We start from the raw sequence: 17,395 nt of genomic DNA on the forward strand, positions 1-17,395 counted from the left end.
ATTTATCCACGAATGAACACGAATAGATAAGACATCATCTGTGTTCATTCGTGGACTTAAAATAAACTCTTCGCGCCGGGCGCGGCTCTCCAATGAGGGGATAGACTGATGTTCAAGAAGATTCTGATCGCCAATCGCGGCGAAATCGCCTGCCGGGTCATCAAGACCGCCCAGAAGATGGGCATCAAGACGGTGGCGGTCTATTCCGATGCCGATAAGGACGCGCTGCATGTGTCCATGGCCGACGAAGCGGTGCATATCGGTCCGGCCGCTTCGGCGCAAAGCTATCTGGTGATCGAGAAGATCGTCGCCGCCTGCGTCGCCACAGGGGCCGAGGCGGTTCATCCCGGCTATGGCTTCTTGTCCGAGAAGCGCGACTTCCAGGAAGCCCTGGCCAAGGCGGGCGTCAAGTTCATCGGCCCCGACGCCCATGCCATCTTCGCCATGGGCGACAAGATCGAATCCAAGAAGCTGGCCCGCGAGGCGGGCGTCAACACGGTTCCCGGCTATCTGGGCGTCATCAAGGACGCCGACGAGGCGGTCAAGATCGCCAAGGAGATCGGCTATCCGGTGATGCTGAAGGCATCGGCGGGCGGCGGCGGCAAGGGCATGCGTCTGGCCTGGAACGACGCCGAGGCCCATGAGGGCTTCACCAGCGCCACCAACGAGGCCAAGACCAGCTTCGGCGACGACCGGGTCTTCGTGGAAAAGTTCATCGAACAGCCGCGCCATATCGAGATCCAGGTGCTGGCCGACGGCCAGGGCACCACCTTGTATCTGGGCGAGCGCGAATGCTCGATCCAGCGCCGCCACCAGAAGGTCATCGAGGAGGCGCCCTCGCCCTTCCTCACCCCCGAAACCCGCAAGGCCATGGGCGAGCAGGCCTGCGCCCTGGCCAAGATCGTGAACTACAAGTCGGCGGGCACGGTGGAATTCATCGTCGGCGGCGCCACCGGCGAGTTCTACTTCCTGGAAATGAATACCCGCCTGCAGGTGGAGCACCCGGTCACCGAAAAGATCACCGGTCTCGATCTGGTGGAACAGATGATCCGCGTCGCCTATGGCGAGAAGCTGTCCATCACCCAGAACGACGTCAAGCTGACCGGCTGGTCCATGGAAGCCCGCGTCTATGCGGAAGACCCCTTCCGCGGCTTCCTGCCCAGCACCGGCCGCCTGACCCGCTATCAGCCCCCCACCGAAACCAACCATGTGCGGGTGGATACCGGCGTCTATGAAGGCGGCGAGATCAGCATGTTCTACGACCCCATGATCGCCAAGCTGATCACCTACGGACCCACCCGCGAGGCCGCCATCGCCCATATGCGCCAGGCGCTGGACGAGTATTACATCCGCGGCGTCACCCACAATATCCCGTTCCTGGCCTCGCTGTTCGCCAAGGACCGCTTCGTCAAGGGGGCGCTGACCACCAATTTCATCGCCGAGGAATATGCCAACGGCTTCTCGTCGGATGATCTGCCGTCGGACGATCCCACCACCTTGATCGCGGTGGCCGCCGCCATGAAGCGGCGCATCGTCGAGCGCAACCACAAGATCTCCGGCCAGTTCCCTGGCCACGAGATGAAGCCGAGGGTGCACTGGACGGTGCTGCTGGGCGGCGTCTATCACGACGTCGACATCCATCCGGCCCCGGGCGGCTATGCCGTGGTGGTCGGCGGCGAGGCCATCGAGGTCAAGACCGACTGGCAGATCGGCGATCCGCTGATCCGCGCCAATGTGGATGGCCGCATGGTCTGCGTCCAGGTGGACCGTACCGGCGTTTCCTTCCGCCTGTCCCATTCGGGCGTCCAGGCCGAGGTGTGGGTGCTGACCCGCCGGACCGCCGAGCTGCACCGCCTGATGCCCTTCAAGGCGCCGCCGGATATGAGCAAGTATCTGCTCTCGCCCATGCCCGGCCTGCTGGTCAAGCTGCTGGTCGAGGAGGGCCAGGAGGTCAAGGCCGGTGAATCCATCGCCGTCATCGAGGCCATGAAGATGGAAAACATCCTCAAGGCGGAACGGGATTCCAAGGTCGCCAAGATCCACGCCGCCGCCGGTGATTCCCTGGCCGTCGATCAGAAGATCGTCGAGTTCGCCGGATGACCAAGGTCTTCGGGGTCGATCGTCTGCTGGCCAATAACCGTGCCTGGGCCGAAGAGGTCGAGCGCACCAAGCCGGGCTTTTTCGCCCATTTGGCCCAGCAGCAGACCCCGGGATATCTTTGGATCGGCTGCGCCGATTCCCGCGTTCCCGCCAACGAGATCGTGGGATTGGAACCGGGCGAGCTGTTCGTTCATCGCAATGTGGCCAATCTGGTCCAGCATGGCGATTTGAACGGGTTGTCGGTGTTGCAATTCGCCGTGGACGTTCTGAAGGTGAAGCATATCATCGTTTGCGGCCATTACGGCTGTTCCGGCGTGCGGGCCGCTCTTCAGGACATGCGTCTGGGGGTGGCCGAGCACTGGATCAGGCCGGTGCGCGATGTCTGCGAGCGTCATCGTCATGAACTGGACATCCTGCCCACGGAATCGGCGCGGGTGGACCGGCTGTGCGAGTTGAACGTCATGCAGCAGGTGCGCAATCTGTGCCGGACGCCTATCCTCCAGGACGCCTGGCGGCGGGGCCAGAAGTTGGCGGTGCATTCATGGGTCTACGGCCTGGAAGACGGGCTGGTGCGGCCGCTGGGACCGGTGGTGGCCGGGTTGAAGTCGTTGGATGAGCTGGGCGCGTCCTATCTGATGCGCGGCGCGTTTTAGCGCTCCAGCGGTTGATGGTATGTGGAATTGGAGCGCCGCGACTGGGCCATTGAGGCCCCGCGAGCGCGTGCGAGCGAGAGCCAAGCCGCCGGAGGCGGCGCCCGGCGATTGAGGGCAATAAAGGAGATAAAGATGAGCGAGTTTCCCAAGAAGACCCTTGCCGACTGGGACGCGCTGGCCTCCAAGGATCTCAAGGGCGCCTCGCCCGAGACGCTGAGTTGGGAGACGCCGGAAGGCATCAAGGTCAAGCCGCTCTACACCGCCGCCGATCTGGAAGGCCTCGACCATCTGGGCAGCCTGCCCGGCTTCCCGCCCTTCACGCGCGGGCCGCGCGCCACCATGTATTCCTTCCGGCCCTGGACCATCCGTCAGTATGCGGGCTTCTCCACCGCGGAAGAGTCCAACAAGTTCTACCGCGCCAATCTGGCGGCCGGGGGACAGGGCCTGTCGGTGGCCTTCGATCTGGCCACTCATCGCGGCTATGACAGCGACCATCCCCGCGTGGTCGGCGACGTGGGCAAGGCCGGTGTCGCCATCGATTCGGTGGAAGACATGAAGATCCTGTTCGACGGCATTCCGCTGGACAAGATGAGCGTGTCCATGACCATGAACGGCGCCGTGCTCCCCGTGCTGGCCGGTTATATCGTCGCCGCCGAGGAACAGGGCGTGTCCCAGGATAAGCTGTCGGGCACCATCCAGAACGACATCCTGAAGGAGTTCATGGTCCGCAACACCTATATCTATCCGCCCGCGCCCAGCATGCGGATCGTGTCGGACATCATCTCCTACACCTCGAAGAACATGCCCAAGTTCAATTCCATCTCCATCTCCGGCTACCACATGCAGGAAGCCGGGGCGACGGCGGTCCAGGAACTGGCCTTCACCCTGGCCGACGGTCTGGAATATGTCCGCACCGCCCTGGCCAGCGGGTTGAAGATCGACGATTTCGCCGGGCGGCTGTCGTTCTTCTGGGCCATCGGCATGAACTTCTTCATGGAAGTGGCCAAGCTGCGCGCCGGGCGCCTGCTGTGGGCGCGCATGCTCAAGCAGTTCAATCCGACCAATCCGGCCTCCATGGCGCTGCGCACCCATTGCCAGACCTCGGGCGTCTCCTTGACCGAGAAGGATGCCTATAACAACGTCATCCGCACCACCATCGAGGCCATGGCGGCGGTGCTCGGCGGCACCCAGAGCCTGCACACCAACGCGCTGGACGAAGCCATCGCCCTGCCGACCCCGTTCTCGGCCCGCATCGCGCGCAACACCCAGTTGGTCATCCAGGAAGAGACCGGCATCACCCATGTGGTCGATCCGCTGGCCGGATCCTATTACGTGGAAAGCCTCACCGCCAGCCTGGCCGAGGAAGCCTGGAAGCTGATCTGCGAGGTCGAGGAACTGGGCGGCATGACCAAGGCGGTGGAATCCGGCATGCCCAAGATGCGCATCGAGGAAGCCGCCGCCCGCCGCCAGGCCCGTATCGATCGCGGCGACGAGGTGGTGGTCGGCGTCAACAAGTACCAACCCAAGGAAGAGACCGCCATCGAGATCCTGGACGTGGATAACGCCATGGTCCGCGAGGCCCAGATTGCCCGTCTCAACCAGATCAAGTCCTCGCGCGATGCCGCCAAGGTGACGGCGGCGCTCGCGGCGCTGTCCGACGCCGCCGCCTCTGGCACCGGCAATCTGCTGGAACTGGCGGTCAATGCCACCCGGGCGCGGGCCACGGTCGGCGAGATTTCCGACGCGCTGGAAACCAGCTTCACCCGTCACCGCGCCGTCAACCGTACCATTTCCGGCGTCTATGGCGGCGTTTATCAGGGCGACGAGGGCTTCGCCAAGCTGAAGGCCGATATCGACGCCTTCGCCAAAACCGAGGGCCGCCGCCCCCGCATCCTGGTGTGCAAGATGGGCCAGGACGGCCATGATCGCGGCGCCAAGGTGATCGCCACCGCCTTCGCCGATCTCGGCTTCGACGTGGATATCGGACCGCTGTTCCAGACCCCGGAGGAAGCCGCCCGCCAGGCGGTGGAAAACGACGTCCATATCGTGGCGGCGTCGTCGCTGGCGGCCGGCCACAAGACCCTGATCCCCGCCCTGATCGCCGATCTCAAGGCGCAGGGCGCCGGTGACATCCTGGTGGTGGCGGGCGGCGTCATTCCGCCCCAGGATTACGACTTCCTCTACAAGGCGGGGGTGGCGGCGGTCTATGGCCCCGGCACCAATATCCCGACGGCGGCGGCCGAGATCCTGGAACTGTTGAAGAAGCGCGGCAAGGCCGCCTGATCCGAGCGCGGAAGCGAGGCGGCGCCCGGCGTTTGAGGGACATGAAACCGACGAGCCCATGGGCTCGGAGTTGCGGGCAAAGCCCGGCGCGCCCCATGGCGCGAAAGCCAAGCCGCCGGAGGCGGCGCCCGGCGTTTGAGGGACATGAATAACTCAACTCAATCCCCCGGAGTTCTCTCCGGGGGATTTTCTCATTCACCACCGCCGTAGAAGCTTTGGAACACGCTGAGACCGTTGTTGAGCATATTGGGGTCGAGCAGGTTGGACGAACCACGCGCGCTCGATCCGCCCAGGGAATTGCGATCCATCCGGAACTGGGCCAATTGGTTACCGGCGTTGATGGAATCGGCGGCGTTCTGGGCCATGCCCTGCAAGATGGCGTCGGATGATCCGCCGTCGCCGCCAACGCCCCAGGCGCCCATCTGGGCCCGCGCCGTGGCCTGCTGCTGGTCCAGCAGATCGCGTTGCTGCTTTTCCTGCTGTTCCTGCTGGGCGGCGATCATCTGATTGCGCCGCTCGACCGCCTGATCCTGGGCATCGGCGGCGTCGGAGGCGGCATTGTCCTTTTGAACGGAACTGGCGATAGAGCTGGCGGCAGCCACCGCCATGGGAATAAACGCTGCAAATCCACCCATGATATTCTCCTGTGGTTGGGGGCCGCTCACAGCAGCCCGAGATTGGAGCCGAGGCTCCGGGTAAAGTCGGTGGGGTCGGTGGTGTCCATGACCTGGGCGAAGGACTCGGTGGTCTTGGGGCCGATCCAATTGTCTTCCGTCAGGGGCGGCCCACCGTTGCCGCCCAGCTTGTTCAGCGTCGCCTGCAACACCCCGTTGGGGGCGTCGGAGCCGTTGTAGAGCGGTCCGAAGACATCCTTGGTGGCCTGATCCAGACCGTCGGCGGAGCCCTTGGCCTTGGCCTCCTTGGCGAAGATATCGAAGCGCCCCAGCGCCATTGCGTCATCGGCCTTGGCGGCGCCATGGCGGGACAGCACGTCCTTGAGGGCGAAATCGGTCTTGGGGCCGTAATCGCCGTCCTCGGCCAGGGGCGGCTGTTTGGTGTAGTCGCCCCAGGCGGGCGAGCGTTCCGGCAACGGATTGGCGTCGTTGAGCAGGTTGAGGCCGCGCTGCAGCCCCTTGACCGCCTTGCCGTAGCCATCACGCTCGGCGGCCTTGGCCAGTGTGTCGCCCATGCGGGCGGAGGCCTGCCACAGATCCTCGCCCTGGGGCGTGACGGGGGCGAAGGACTCGTCGGGAATGGGGCGGATCGCCCGCGGTTCCACCGGCTTGCCGCCGTCATATTGCTGCTCGCCATCGCCGTAATGGGTGGTGTGCCAGTCCTGGACCCGCTCGTACAGATGGGCCTTCAGCGGATCGCCCGACTTCCAGCCGGTGAAATCCTCCCCGGCGGAGCGCAGCACGTCCTTCATCTCGCCCTCGGTCCAATTCTCCACCGGCTTCAGCAACACTGAGCGGGCAGGGTCAAGGATGGGCGCGGCGGCCCGCTCGCGCAGGGCGGCGATGCGGGGGTCGGCGCTGGCCGTTTGTTCCGCTTCGTTGGCGAGGCCGCCGATGGATGGGTTCTGGTCCATATCCGAGGCATCGGAGGTTTTGTCGGATGGTTTGTAGCCGGGACGCAGATTGCCGTTTTTCAGATCGGCATCCACCGAACGCTTGGCGTCCGCTTCGGAAATGCCCTGGGCCTCGGCGCGGTTACGGGCGAGGCGCTTCGTGTTGTAAGTCCACCGCTCCTGATCATCCTTGCTGTGAAAATCGACGTTCTTGCCGATCACCTCGGCATTGCCGTCCTTGATGGCCTGTTTCAGCTTGGGAAACTCCGCCAGGCTGCCATTGGCGTAATGCACGTCGAGCACGGCGGTCTTCTGGCCATCGGACAGACGCTCCCAATTGGCGGCGCCGACCTCGGTCTTGATCTTCGCCTCGCGGGCGGCGATCTCCGAGGCCAGTTTGCTATCCATGTCGGATTTGGTCAGGATGAAGGCTTTGCCATCCTTAACCTCACCATCCAGTTGTTTCTGGGGAAGTGAGTTGATGCGGTCAAATTCGGCCCGTTTCTCATCCTCGGTGGCGGGCCGCATCTCGCCGCTTTGGCCGTCCCGGACCTGGAAGGGCAGTTTGGCGAAGGTGTCGGCATTATCGACCTTGAATCCGTAACCGGCGGTGAGCAGTCCGGCGCTATCGCGATAGGAGGCGGGACTCGTGCCTTCGTTTAAGATGATGTGCTGACGCATGCGCTGAAAGAGATTGGCATCCATGATATTCTCCATTGGTTGATCTGATGGGGAGACAAGCCAATGCGATGGCTCGTGGTGTTGGTGGCAATCCTGGTGATCGCCGCCAGTCCTGCCTGGACGGCGGAGTGGGATAAGCCGGGTAGTTCCGATTGGCCGCCTATTCCCGGCAATGTCGGCATGACAGGCTTCCTGGGGGAGTGGGACCCCCAGTGCAATAATGGGGCGTATCTAGAGAATGGGCGGATGACCGTGCATGCCGATGGGCGGATCGGCTACGCCCTGAAAAATCCCTATCTTCCCACGCAATACCGGCTGATCGAGGAAACGGCGTATTATGTGCTCTTGATGGTGCGGTCGCCGCCTGTGGGCAAATATGGGGAAAGCTTCGGCTTCGCCATATTCCGTCCGGAAGGGAAGTTTGGCGATCCCATCCCGCTCCGGCTTCATACATGTTGGCCAGAACAGAAGGAGCTGAGCGGCTTTTCCTGGAATGATGGCGACCAGGGCGCCCGTCGGGTTTGGCAGGGGTCCAAGTCCTGCAATCCCGCACTCAGGAAACTGACCGAGCGTGAACCGTTTTTCGGTGAGGGCGTGCGCGGCTGGGACCAGCCCTGTAATTATGATCGGCCGATCCGATAACCCATCCGCTGGAAGAGATTAGCATCCATGATACTATCCTTTGATTGTCGTGGCGGTGGAGGCAAGCCAATGCGATGGCTCGCGGTGTTGACGGTGGTTTTGGTGCTCGCCGCAGGGCCTGCCTGGACGGCGGAGTGGAATAAGCCGGGCAGTTCCGATTGGCCGCCTATTCCCGGCAATGTCGGCATGAAAGGCTTCCTGGGGGAGTGGGATCCCCAGTGCAATGATGGTCTGTATATTGAGGAAGGGCGGATGACCGTGCATGCCAATGGCCGGATCAGCTATGCCCAAAAGAATCCCTATCTCCCCACCTTCTATCGTGTGGTCGAGGAAACGGCATTTTACGTACTGCTGATGACGCGAGCCGCGCCCAGGACAATAGACGGCCACCGCTATGACGAAGACTTCCATTTCGTCTTGTTGCACCCCGAAGGGGGCTTTAGCGATAGAGATCTATCGGCGTTCCGGCTTCACAAATGCTCGCCTGACAAGAAGGACGTTGCAGGCTTCTCCTGGGATGACGACGACCAGACCGCCCGACAAATTTGGCGAAATTCCAAATCATGTAATCCCACATTCAGGACATTGACCGAGCTTTCGCCATTTTTCGGCGAGGGTAGTCGCTTTTGGAGTCAGCCATGCAACTATTGGCGGCCGATCCAATGATGTGACCGCCCCCTCACGCCACCCAATCCGGGGCGACCTTCTCCGTTTCCGTCAGGACCCTCCGCCAACCGAGTTACAGATCGAACTCCGCCGGGGCGACGACACCGCCGGTTCCGGGGCGCCAGTCGGCCTCGCGGGTCTGCCTGGCCAGCGGCCGCGACAACCGCACCGGCTGGGACAGCAGACAACCGGCGACGGCATCCAGACCATCGTCGCGGCATTTGTTCCCCGGCCGCCATTCGCGCATTTCGGCGATGAAGGGGGTGGTCCAGACGCTGCGGTGGGCGTGCAGCGCTCCGGCCGCCAGCACCGCGTCGAAGGCGTCGACGATGCGCTGGTCCTTGGCCCGTTTCGATGTGATCTCGATCACAGCGCAGCTCACCGCCGCCGCCGCCAGTTCGCGCCGCAGCAGGCCGGGCAGGAAGCGGCCCAGGCCATTGGTTTCCAACTGCACCGCGGGCAGATGCAGCTCGGCGGCGAATTGGGCGACCTGACGGCACAGCTGGGTGGCCTCGTCGGTATCGGTGCGCGCCGGGTCGTGTTCCAGATAGCGGATTCGGTGCAGCCAGTAGAAGCCCTCGGCATCGGTGAACAGGGCGGCCACCACCGAGGAATCGCCCTTGCCCGGCGCGCCATAGGCGGGATCCCACCAGCAAGAGACCGAGACCATGCGGCGCTCGCCCAGGCTCAGCAGCGGCACGCCATTGCCCTCGGCATAGGCCAGCTCGGTCTCGTAGAAGCGCAGCCGGTCGGGGTCCAGGCGGCCATCGGCGATATTGACCGGGCGCAGCATCATCTGGCTGTCGAACTTGTTGGGGCCGGACCGCTTGCGAATGGCGCCGATGCGTTCAAGGGGAAACCTCTCGGGCCAGGCCGAACGACCCTTGCCGTCGATCAGCGGCAGTTCAAGGCGGGAAAAACCGTCGAGGAAAGGACGGGTCTCGCCGCTTTCCAGCCGGGGGCGGTCGGCATAGATGGTGTAGAAGGAATGCGGCGTGCCCACGTAAAGCTGGGTGCCACCCGGCACCATCACATAGTCGATCTCGCCCAGCCTTTCGCGCAGATCGGCGCGCTTTGGCGCCGAATCGCAGGTATTGGGAACCTCGACGTCGTCGCAGATGACGATTTCGGCCCGCGAGCCGGTGATATTGGCGCCGATGCCCTTGGCCACCATGGACGGGTCGCGCAACTCGCCCGGCCGGTTGACGGTGAACTGGTCGGCGGCCCATTGGTCGCGCCGCTTGGGCTTGAGGCCGGGAGTCAGGGGGTGGCGCTCGATGATGCGCTTGACGTTGCGCACCATCTTCTTGGCCAGGGCCAGATCGGCGGCCAGCACCATGATGCGCAGATCAGGATCGCAGGCCAGCACCCAGGCGCAGAACAGGCCGACGATGGTGGACTTGCCGGAAGCGCGGAACGCCATCAGCAGCAGTTCACGCTCGCGGCCGTGCCAGCGGGCCGCCAGCCAGCGCGCCATGCGCAACTGATGGTGCGGCGTGCCGAGGCCTTGGCGCTGGTTCCACACCCAGACGAATTCGGGAAAATTGGCGGTCTTCATGTCTGCTCCTCCGGCTCGTCGTCGTCCAGGGCGTCCAAAGCGGCGCGGGCCTGGGACAGCAGGCGCTCGACCCCGTCGCCGTCCTCGGCGGAGTCGGACGATCCTTCCGCCCAGCGCGCCAGCTTGACCAGCAGATCCACATGGGCCAGCGCCGCCTTGGCGGCGGCATGCCAGGCGGCGAAACCCTTGGCGTCGCTGGGCGGCTCGGCGCCGGTGAACTCCTCGTAGCCCGCCAGGGCGGCGGCGATGCGGCCGGGCAGGCTGGCGGCCAGCCGGTGGCGCAGACCGGCGAGATCCTCGGCCATGCTTGGTCTCCTGTGATGAGGGGGGCAAAAAAACCCCCGCCGGTCGGGATGACCGGCGGGGGGAAGGGGTGGTTAGCGGGCAATCTTGTAGACGGACACTGAGCCACCGGCCATGGTGGTGCCATCCAGATAGAAGCGGAGTCCCGTGACGGCAGAGGCGCTGTTGTAGAAAAAGCGGCCACTTCTCGTGTCGAAATACGACCCACCATAATACTGAGCTGAGTCGTAATACCCGGTCGCATAGCCGACTGCCGGATTGGTGATGCGGAACCGACCGCTGACGCCATTCTGAGCAGAGAAATAGACCGGCTGCCCAATCTGGATATAGGTGTTCGGGCTTCCGTCCACGGTTCGATTTTGCATCATGCTGTGGCCGGAATAGTCAGTGATATACAGGGCGTCGTAGGTGTACCCGGATGTGACCCAGGTCGATCCGCCGGTTTGCAGCCGGATCGCGACATAACCCTGGGTGCTCGACGCATAGACGTGATCGAACACCAACTCGTAGTCATAACCGGCGACAAGGCCCGTCACGTCGAAGGACGATCCGGAAACCGTGCCGCTGCTGATCAGCGTCATGGCGCCGGTGCTGGCCACCACCGAAATGCCGGAGGCTCTCTGATAGCTGGTGCAGACCCAATTGCCCGAGCCCAGGGAAACGAACTCGGCGATGTCACCGGCAGCCGCGACAATGTTGGCCGAACCGGGCAGGATCAGGCTGGTGGCGTTGTGGGTCAGAGTCGGCGTTCCGGTGAACTGGACGATGCGCCGGGTGCCCGATTGAACCGTGCCCAGGCCGGTGATGGTGGTGGTGCCGGTGACCTTGACGAAATTGCCGGTGGCCGCCCCGATATCGGTGGTGGTCGCGGCGGCGATATCACTGCCCTGGGCTTCGTTGAGGGCGCCGCTCAGGGCGCCGCCGGTCCTGGCCAAGGCATAGGCCTTGACCGCCTTCTGGCTGGCGATCTTGGAGTCGCTGTTGGCGGCCAGGGTGGTGTCGGTATCCACATCCAGCGCGGCGGCGGTGCCCAGCATGGGCTTGCCCGACAGATCGGCATAATTGCCGCTGGTGGCGACGGCGGCCAGACCGGTGACATCCGAAGCCGACGGCTGGGCCGCCACCGGGATGCCGTCGGTGCCGATGCCGGTGAGGAACTTATGGGTCTGCGGCGCGAAGGATTCGACGCCACCCAACGAACTGGCGCTCGGATTGGGCAGACGGGCGGGGCTGATGGTGCCGCTGGTGATCTTGGCGGCATCCAGATTGGGAATCTGCGAGGCCTGAAGATTGATCAGCTGCGAGGCATCCACGGCGGGCAGCTTCGCACTGCCGTCCAGTTCCACCACCTGATTGGCGCCGGTGCCCACATCCAGGGCGGCGGCGGTGCCCAGCGTGGGCTTGCCCGACAGATCGGCATAGTTGCCCGAACCGGCGACGGCGGCCAGGCCCAGATTGGTCCGCGCCTGAGCCTTGTCGGCGAGGTCGGCCAGATTCTGCGACTTCAGCAACACGTTCGACGTATCCACCTGGGCGATATTGACCAAAGCGTCGGCGGACCCGTTCCAGCCCAGCAGTTTGCCGGCTTCCGGGTTGGGCAGGTCGAGAGCGACGGCATGCGCCAGATCGGCCGACAGTGGCCGCTTGATGGCGCGGTTGATATCCTCCGCCAGTTCCTGGATGGCGGCGACGGTCTGATCGACGGCGTCATTCAGTTCATGGGGGGTGGGGGCGCGTTCGTCGACAAAGCCGTCGTCGCGGGCATAGACCTGCTTGCGGCGCAGGGTGACGCGCGCACCGCCGCCGGGGGCGGTGGCGAACACCACGGCGCCGCCCTTGGTAGAGCCCGCGCCGAACACGGTAAAGCCGCTCATCATGGCGGTGGAGCCGACCAGCACCTCCACATCGCTGTCGCGGAAGATGGGGAAGGGAAAGGCGAAAACCTTCTGGCCGGTCTCGGCGGTGACCTGGATCACCGGGCTGATAGCGGGAATACGGGGGTGGGAAATCATGATGCTGTTCCTTTTCAGGCATGAAAAAACCCGCCGGTCGGAATGACTGGCGGGTCGGGGTTTCCCTTTGGGGGAATGGGTTGCGGGCTTACTTCCACTGCATCCAAAGGCCGTGGACGCGCTGTTCCTTGGTGTTGAAGGTCTTGATCCTCCATTTGAGGCTGGTGCCCGACGGCTGACCCGCCGCCGAGGCGGAGCCCTTGAGGACGCGGGCGCCGGAAATGGGGCTGGGACCGAAGTCGGTCATGGTGACGGCGGTCCAGGTGGTGCCGTTGTCGCGGCTGACCTCGAAGGTGATGTCGGTGTTGATCACCGCCGTTCCGCTGATGTCCTGGTATTCCGCCACCAGCGAAAGGGTGGAGGGAGCGGACTGGGCGGTATAGGCGTTGGATGCCACCGTCATATTCGGCGGGTTCGCGACTTCATAGAATCGCGCTTCGGCACACCGGATCTCGGATCCCGAGACGGTTGGTACCACGTAGAGCCTGACATAGCTGTAGGCCGTTGCCGTATCGCCGCTGGTCACGGTTACGCTGGTCGGGTAAGTCACCGCGCCGTCGGCGCTGCCCAAAGTCGTCCAGCTTGATCCGTCGTTTGAACCCTGAAGATAGACCGTTGATGCGGTCGGGCCAGCAACCATGTTGCCGTCAGCTGGAACGTAGTAGATGCCCGAAGCGATACGATGCCCGGTACCCAGGTTTTTACCAATATAGGAATTGGTGGCGCTGCTCTTGGTGGCACTGGCCGTGACAGACTGGCTTGTCACGCCATCGAAAGCCCCCGCCAATCCTCCGCCTCCCGTCATGTCCCCAATGGCGGTGCCGGTGGCCTGCGCGATCATGGAGGTGCTACCCGGATTGCTCAGATACCCACTCGATACCGTGCCACCGCCCAGGCTGGCGATACCCGACGCCGCATCGAATTCGTCGGCCACTTGGGTGCCGCCCACATTGGGGCTGGTGGGGGTGTCGAGACGGGCCACCGCCAGATAGAGCTGACCCACATCGGGGGTCAGATCGGGGCCGGAATTGGCCGCCACATAGGCCTTCACCGCCTTCTGGCTGGCCAACCTGGAGTCGCTGTTGGCGGCCAGGGTGGTGTCGGTATCCACATCCAGCGGCGATGCCGTTCCCAGGTTGGGCCTGCCCGACAGATCGGTATAGGCGCCGCTGGCCGCCACGGTGGCGAGGCCGGTCACCGAAATGCGCAAACTCTCATCGGCGCCGGGATTGAGCACCGTGAGCGCGATGTTGCTGCCCGCCGTCAGGGTATTGGACAGATAGGCCGAGGTCGTGTCGCTTCCCGAGACCTTGACGGCGCCGCCCGAAGCGGCGGCCGAGGCGACGGCGGCACTGGCGGCGGCGGCCACTTCGCTGGCATGGGCGGTGGTCGCCGAACCGGCGGCGGCGGCGGCACTGGCGGCGGCGGCGGCGGTGTTGGTGGCCACGGTGGCTTTGTCTGCGGCCACGGCGGCGCGGTCGGCGGCGGTGGCGGCGGCATCGGCGTCGCAGGCGGTTCTGGCCGTGGCGGCGGCGGCGGCGCTGCTCGCGGTGGCGAGCTTGTCGCTGGCCACCGTGGCTTGGTCGGCCGCGACGATCGCCTTGTCCAATACGACGGCGGCGCGGTCGGATGCGGTGGCGATGGCATCGGCATCGCAGGCGATCTTATAGCCGAACGCCTGGGTGGCGCTGGCCTGGGCGGTCGCCGCCTGGGTCGAAGCGGTCGCGGCGCTGGCGGCGGCCTGGGCGGCCTGGGCGGTCACGGTGGCGGTGCAGGCGGCGAATTCGGCGGGATCATTGGTCAGCCCGCTGCCGTCGGCATTCCAGCCGATGGCTTTGCCCGGTTCCGGCTCGGGCAGGGTGAGGTCGGCGGAACTGGCGCTGAGGAAGGAGCGCTTGGCGGCGCGTCCGACATCCTCGGCCACCTGCTGCAGGGCGGCGGTCTGGTAATCCAACTCGTCGTTCAGCACCTTGGCGCGGATGATGCCGTCTTCCTGGTAATCGGACGTCCGGGCGATGGAAAGGCGGCGGCGAAGGGTTACCAATGCCCCCGGCACCGGCGGCGCGGCGAAGAGCACGGTGCCGCCGCTGGAGATTCCCACACCCGAAATGGAATAGGCGGGCGTGGTCTGGCGAGTCTGGTCCAGCCAGACCTCCAGATCGGCGGCGGTGAAGACGGGAAACGGAAAGGTGAAGGCGGTCTGGCTGCCGCTGGCCGCGTATTGGATGCGCGGCGCCGCGTCGCCGACCTGGATATGGTCGGTCATGATGGGAACTCCTGGGATTGAGAGACGGTTGGGACGGATTTGTCATCCCGAGCGGTTGCGAGGGATCTCCGTCTGGAACGTTGGTGTCCGTTCTGAAAAGCCGCGTCAGGACGAGATCCCTCCGTCCGATGGACGTCGGGATGACAGGTCGGTTCTATTCGGCGGTCTTGATCTGGGCCGAGACCGACAGGATGGTGCAGGGCATGGGCACGTCCTGGCTGATACGCCACAATGGCCGCATGGGGTCTCGGCTCCAGCCGATGGCGCGCACGCGGACATCGCCGGAAAAGCTGGGAGGCTCGGCGCCGAACCGGTCGGAGCCGAAGCGGCGGAACGGAATGGGGATGGCCCCGCGTCCGGTATCGATGTGCAAGGCCTTGGTGTCGAGCACCCGAAACGTCGCCTGGACCAGCCGAATCAGTTGGCCTGGACCGGATTGGCCGCCCAGCGGCGGCAGCGGCTCGATGACATGGACATAGGGCAGTCCCACCTGGATGGTCTTGGCCGGTTGGGCCAAGGTGACGTGGCCGTCCGCGACCGAATGGTCGGCGACGGCGCCGCCATCGGCCAGAACGCGGACCGTGCGTCCGTCCAGATGATCGAGTCCGTTCCAATTGGCCGAGGCGGTCTCCTTCGCGCCGGTCAGGGCGCAATCCAGGTTCAGCGAGTCGTCGAAGCGCTCGATGAACACTTGGCCGTCGCGCTCCACCAGGACGAAGACCTCGCCCTCCATGGCGGCCACCGCCAGGAAGCGTCCGGCGGTCTCGATGACGCTCCAGGCGGTGACCTTTTCCGAGCGGTAAATGGTCAAGGTCGCCAGCGACCCGTCCTCCATGACCACGTGAAACAGCCGGTGGACCGAGTCGTAGTCCTGATCCACCGGCCCTGTCATGACATGCTTGGCGATCATGGCCAGATCGGCGGCCTGATAGGCCTGCTCCACGTCGGCATAGAGGAATTCACGCAGGTCGCGGAGATTTCGCGAGATGAAATGGGTGGCGCCGTCCACGTCGCGGGGCGGGATCATGCGGAGGGTGGGCGAGCCGATGCGGGTCTGGCGGGTGACCTGGATCTTGGTCGGCGTCAGCGGCGTGCCGGTGACCATGTATTCGGCGCCCGAGGTGAAGACCTGGAGATGACGGCCGGAAAACACGGCGCGGACGGCGTTGACCTGATCGGACAGCATGGAAAACTCGATGGCCTCGTCGTCGAGCCCGGTGCCCAGATCGAAATCGAACAAGTCCATGCTCTTGGACAGCCACAGCCGGTTGGGCAGGTCGCGACTACCGCCGATCACCAGGCGGCCCTGGTGAAAGCAGACCGAAACCGGCCAGCCGCGCAGGACGGAGAAGCTTTGCTCCTCCCAATCACTGGTGGCCTCGGTGCCGGTCAGGGTCTCCTTGACCTCGGCGCTGGCCGAACTGGCGGAGGCCACGGCGGTGATCAGCACCTGCTTGGCGGCCAGGCGGAAGCGCAATCCCACATGACCGGCCTGGAACACGGCGGCCGAGGCGGTCAGCGTGATGGTGCCCGATGTGCCGCTGGCGGTCAGGGTGACCTCGTCGGCGGCGAATTTGTGGTGGGGCAGATAGAGGATGCCATCCTCCTCGTGGAAGCTCCACTCGGCCATGCTCCAGCCGTCGCCCGTGCGGGTGATCTTGCGTGGAGGAACGTCGGGATGGACCACCAAAAGCGTGTCGGCGCTCTGGGTCCAGGCCAGTTGCGGGATTTGGTCGGCGGTCCACGGCGTGTCCAGATGGGCGACAGGACTATCGTCGGCATAGATGTCGAGATGAAGATGGCTCACCACCATCAGATAGGTCTGTTCGGTGTTGAACTCGAAGGCGATCAGGCGGCCGGGACCACGGGCCTTGTCCACATAGCGCAATCCGGCCCGGCGGCCGACGCCGCCGGTCGGCGCCACGATGACGTTGCGCAGGCGCCGCGCTCCGTTGGCGAAGGCGCCGAGATCGCCGCGCCCCAGCATGGCGGTGTCCAGCTCGCCCGCGGTGAAGCTGGTCTTGGTGATGGTGACGAGGCCGCTCATGACCGCACCTCCACCAGGGGGAAATCGGAAATGGCCGGCGGCGTGTGCTGCTGGCCGTCGATCAGCTTGGCGCGGCGGAATTCGTCTTCCGCCAGGCGAAACAGGAACTGCGCCCGCGTGGTGCTCTCGGTGATGGGAATGCAGAACTCGGCGGTGAGCCGCGCGATCAGCATCTGGTCGAAGAACGGCGGGAAGCCGCTCTCGTCCGGGCGGAAGACATAGGTCAGCACCACCTCGTCGGCGTCGCACAGCAGGCGGTTCTCGGCGATGCGATAGGTCAGGCCGTGGCCGCGACCGCTGGGGCCGGCCGACAGCACGCGCAGGAAATCGGCGGGCAGCTGATAGGCATGGCCGTAATCGGCCAGGGGCTCGCCCGCCAGCCGGGGCAGGGTTGCCTGCGCGGTGGCGAAGCTCCACGGATGCGAGCTCAGCACCGCGTCGCGCAGCGGCGGATACAGATTGGCGGCCACTTCCGATTCGGCGGTGCCGTCGTCGAAACTGGCGATGGTGGTGGCTCCGACACGCAGCAAGGCACGCGAACAGAGCGCGATGGCGGACAAGGCCATGACGGTTACTCCTGATGGGGTGGGGGTGTGAAAAGACGGACTGATAAGGAG

13 protein-coding genes are annotated in these 17,395 nt (G+C 64.7%); 5 read left to right on the plus strand and 8 right to left on the minus strand.

All coding sequences use genetic code 11. The features are described from left to right. Nucleotides 1–108 precede the first annotated feature (108 nt). The 3 genes from CU669_RS01520 to scpA all read left to right on the plus strand — a co-directional run bounded on the left by CU669_RS01520 (nucleotide 109) and on the right by scpA (nucleotide 5,036). A complete protein-coding gene (locus tag CU669_RS01520) occupies nucleotides 109–2,100 on the plus strand; it encodes an acetyl-CoA carboxylase biotin carboxylase subunit (protein WP_112142025.1) in 1,992 nt (663 codons plus the stop codon). Next, nucleotides 2,097–2,753, plus strand: coding sequence for a carbonate dehydratase (can, locus tag CU669_RS01525; RefSeq protein WP_112142026.1), 657 nt, complete (start codon nucleotides 2,097–2,099; stop codon nucleotides 2,751–2,753). The genes CU669_RS01520 and can overlap by 4 nt, the downstream gene beginning before the upstream one ends. Nucleotides 2,754–2,885: 132 nt before the next feature. Next, complete coding sequence (gene scpA, locus CU669_RS01530) at nucleotides 2,886–5,036, plus strand: methylmalonyl-CoA mutase (RefSeq protein ID WP_112142027.1); 2,151 nt, start codon at nucleotides 2,886–2,888, stop codon at nucleotides 5,034–5,036. A 191-nt stretch (nucleotides 5,037–5,227) separates the two neighbouring features. On the opposite strand, the gene CU669_RS01535 is transcribed toward scpA, so the two are convergent. After that, nucleotides 5,228–5,671 carry a hypothetical protein gene (locus tag CU669_RS01535; protein WP_239988471.1) on the minus strand — a complete coding sequence of 148 codons (444 nt, stop codon included), beginning with the start codon at nucleotides 5,669–5,671 and terminating at the stop codon, nucleotides 5,228–5,230. 26 nt (nucleotides 5,672–5,697) lie between these two features. Then, the gene (locus tag CU669_RS01540) at nucleotides 5,698–7,308 is read right to left on the minus strand and encodes a hypothetical protein (protein ID WP_146747639.1); all 1,611 of its coding nucleotides are present in this window, start codon (nucleotides 7,306–7,308) and stop codon (nucleotides 5,698–5,700) included. A 39-nt stretch (nucleotides 7,309–7,347) separates the two neighbouring features. On the opposite strand from CU669_RS01540, the gene CU669_RS01545 reads away from it, so the two are divergent. Continuing rightward, complete coding sequence (locus CU669_RS01545) at nucleotides 7,348–7,926, plus strand: hypothetical protein (protein ID WP_112142030.1); 579 nt, start codon at nucleotides 7,348–7,350, stop codon at nucleotides 7,924–7,926. 69 nt (nucleotides 7,927–7,995) lie between these two features. Next, nucleotides 7,996–8,592, plus strand: a complete 597-nt coding sequence (locus tag CU669_RS01550; RefSeq protein ID WP_112142031.1) for a hypothetical protein — start codon at nucleotides 7,996–7,998, stop codon at nucleotides 8,590–8,592. Nucleotides 8,593–8,665: 73 nt separating this feature from the next. On the opposite strand, the gene terL is transcribed toward CU669_RS01550, so the two are convergent. From terL to CU669_RS01580, 6 genes are all read right to left on the minus strand, one after another. Further along, on the minus strand, nucleotides 8,666–10,150 hold the full coding sequence (terL, locus tag CU669_RS01555; protein ID WP_112142032.1) for a phage terminase large subunit: 1,485 nt from the start codon (nucleotides 10,148–10,150) through the stop codon (nucleotides 8,666–8,668). Further along, nucleotides 10,147–10,455: a hypothetical protein gene (locus CU669_RS01560; protein ID WP_112142033.1), complete on the minus strand. Its 309-nt coding sequence runs from the start codon at nucleotides 10,453–10,455 to the stop codon at nucleotides 10,147–10,149. The genes terL and CU669_RS01560 overlap by 4 nt, the downstream gene beginning before the upstream one ends. A 72-nt stretch (nucleotides 10,456–10,527) precedes the next feature. Next, nucleotides 10,528–12,465 carry a hypothetical protein gene (locus CU669_RS01565; protein WP_146747640.1) on the minus strand — a complete coding sequence of 646 codons (1,938 nt, stop codon included), beginning with the start codon at nucleotides 12,463–12,465 and terminating at the stop codon, nucleotides 10,528–10,530. An 88-nt stretch (nucleotides 12,466–12,553) separates the two neighbouring features. Next, complete coding sequence (locus CU669_RS01570) at nucleotides 12,554–14,731, minus strand: discoidin domain-containing protein (RefSeq protein WP_112142035.1); 2,178 nt, start codon at nucleotides 14,729–14,731, stop codon at nucleotides 12,554–12,556. Nucleotides 14,732–14,885: 154 nt separating this feature from the next. Further along, the gene (locus tag CU669_RS01575; RefSeq protein WP_112142036.1) at nucleotides 14,886–16,778 is read right to left on the minus strand and encodes a hypothetical protein; all 1,893 of its coding nucleotides are present in this window, start codon (nucleotides 16,776–16,778) and stop codon (nucleotides 14,886–14,888) included. Next, the gene (locus CU669_RS01580) at nucleotides 16,775–17,344 is read right to left on the minus strand and encodes a hypothetical protein (protein WP_112142037.1); all 570 of its coding nucleotides are present in this window, start codon (nucleotides 17,342–17,344) and stop codon (nucleotides 16,775–16,777) included. Before CU669_RS01580 ends, CU669_RS01575 begins: the two co-directional genes overlap by 4 nt. Nucleotides 17,345–17,395: the final 51 nt, after the last annotated feature.

Origin of the sequence: Paramagnetospirillum kuznetsovii (assembly GCF_003284725.1) — a bacterium.
Taxonomy (GTDB): Bacteria; Pseudomonadota; Alphaproteobacteria; order Rhodospirillales; family Magnetospirillaceae; genus Phaeospirillum; species Phaeospirillum kuznetsovii.

Bases quoted from the DNA above. Each gene is read 5' to 3' on its own strand.
- can (WP_112142026.1), top strand. From the start codon at position 2,097: ATGACCAAGGTCTTCGGGGTCGATCGTCTGCTGGCCAATAACCGTGCC.
- terL (WP_112142032.1), bottom strand. From the start codon at position 10,150: ATGAAGACCGCCAATTTTCCCGAATTCGTCTGGGTGTGGAACCAGCGC.
- CU669_RS01545 (WP_112142030.1), top strand. From the start codon at position 7,348: ATGCGATGGCTCGTGGTGTTGGTGGCAATCCTGGTGATCGCCGCCAGT.
- CU669_RS01535 (WP_239988471.1), bottom strand. From the start codon at position 5,671: ATGGGTGGATTTGCAGCGTTTATTCCCATGGCGGTGGCTGCCGCCAGC.
- CU669_RS01540 (WP_146747639.1), bottom strand. From the start codon at position 7,308: ATGGATGCCAATCTCTTTCAGCGCATGCGTCAGCACATCATCTTAAAC.
- CU669_RS01575 (WP_112142036.1), bottom strand. From the start codon at position 16,778: ATGAGCGGCCTCGTCACCATCACCAAGACCAGCTTCACCGCGGGCGAG.
- CU669_RS01580 (WP_112142037.1), bottom strand. From the start codon at position 17,344: ATGGCCTTGTCCGCCATCGCGCTCTGTTCGCGTGCCTTGCTGCGTGTC.
- scpA (WP_112142027.1), top strand. From the start codon at position 2,886: ATGAGCGAGTTTCCCAAGAAGACCCTTGCCGACTGGGACGCGCTGGCC.
- CU669_RS01570 (WP_112142035.1), bottom strand. From the start codon at position 14,731: ATGACCGACCATATCCAGGTCGGCGACGCGGCGCCGCGCATCCAATAC.
- CU669_RS01550 (WP_112142031.1), top strand. From the start codon at position 7,996: ATGCGATGGCTCGCGGTGTTGACGGTGGTTTTGGTGCTCGCCGCAGGG.
- CU669_RS01560 (WP_112142033.1), bottom strand. From the start codon at position 10,455: ATGGCCGAGGATCTCGCCGGTCTGCGCCACCGGCTGGCCGCCAGCCTG.
- CU669_RS01565 (WP_146747640.1), bottom strand. From the start codon at position 12,465: ATGATTTCCCACCCCCGTATTCCCGCTATCAGCCCGGTGATCCAGGTC.
- CU669_RS01520 (WP_112142025.1), top strand. From the start codon at position 109: ATGTTCAAGAAGATTCTGATCGCCAATCGCGGCGAAATCGCCTGCCGG.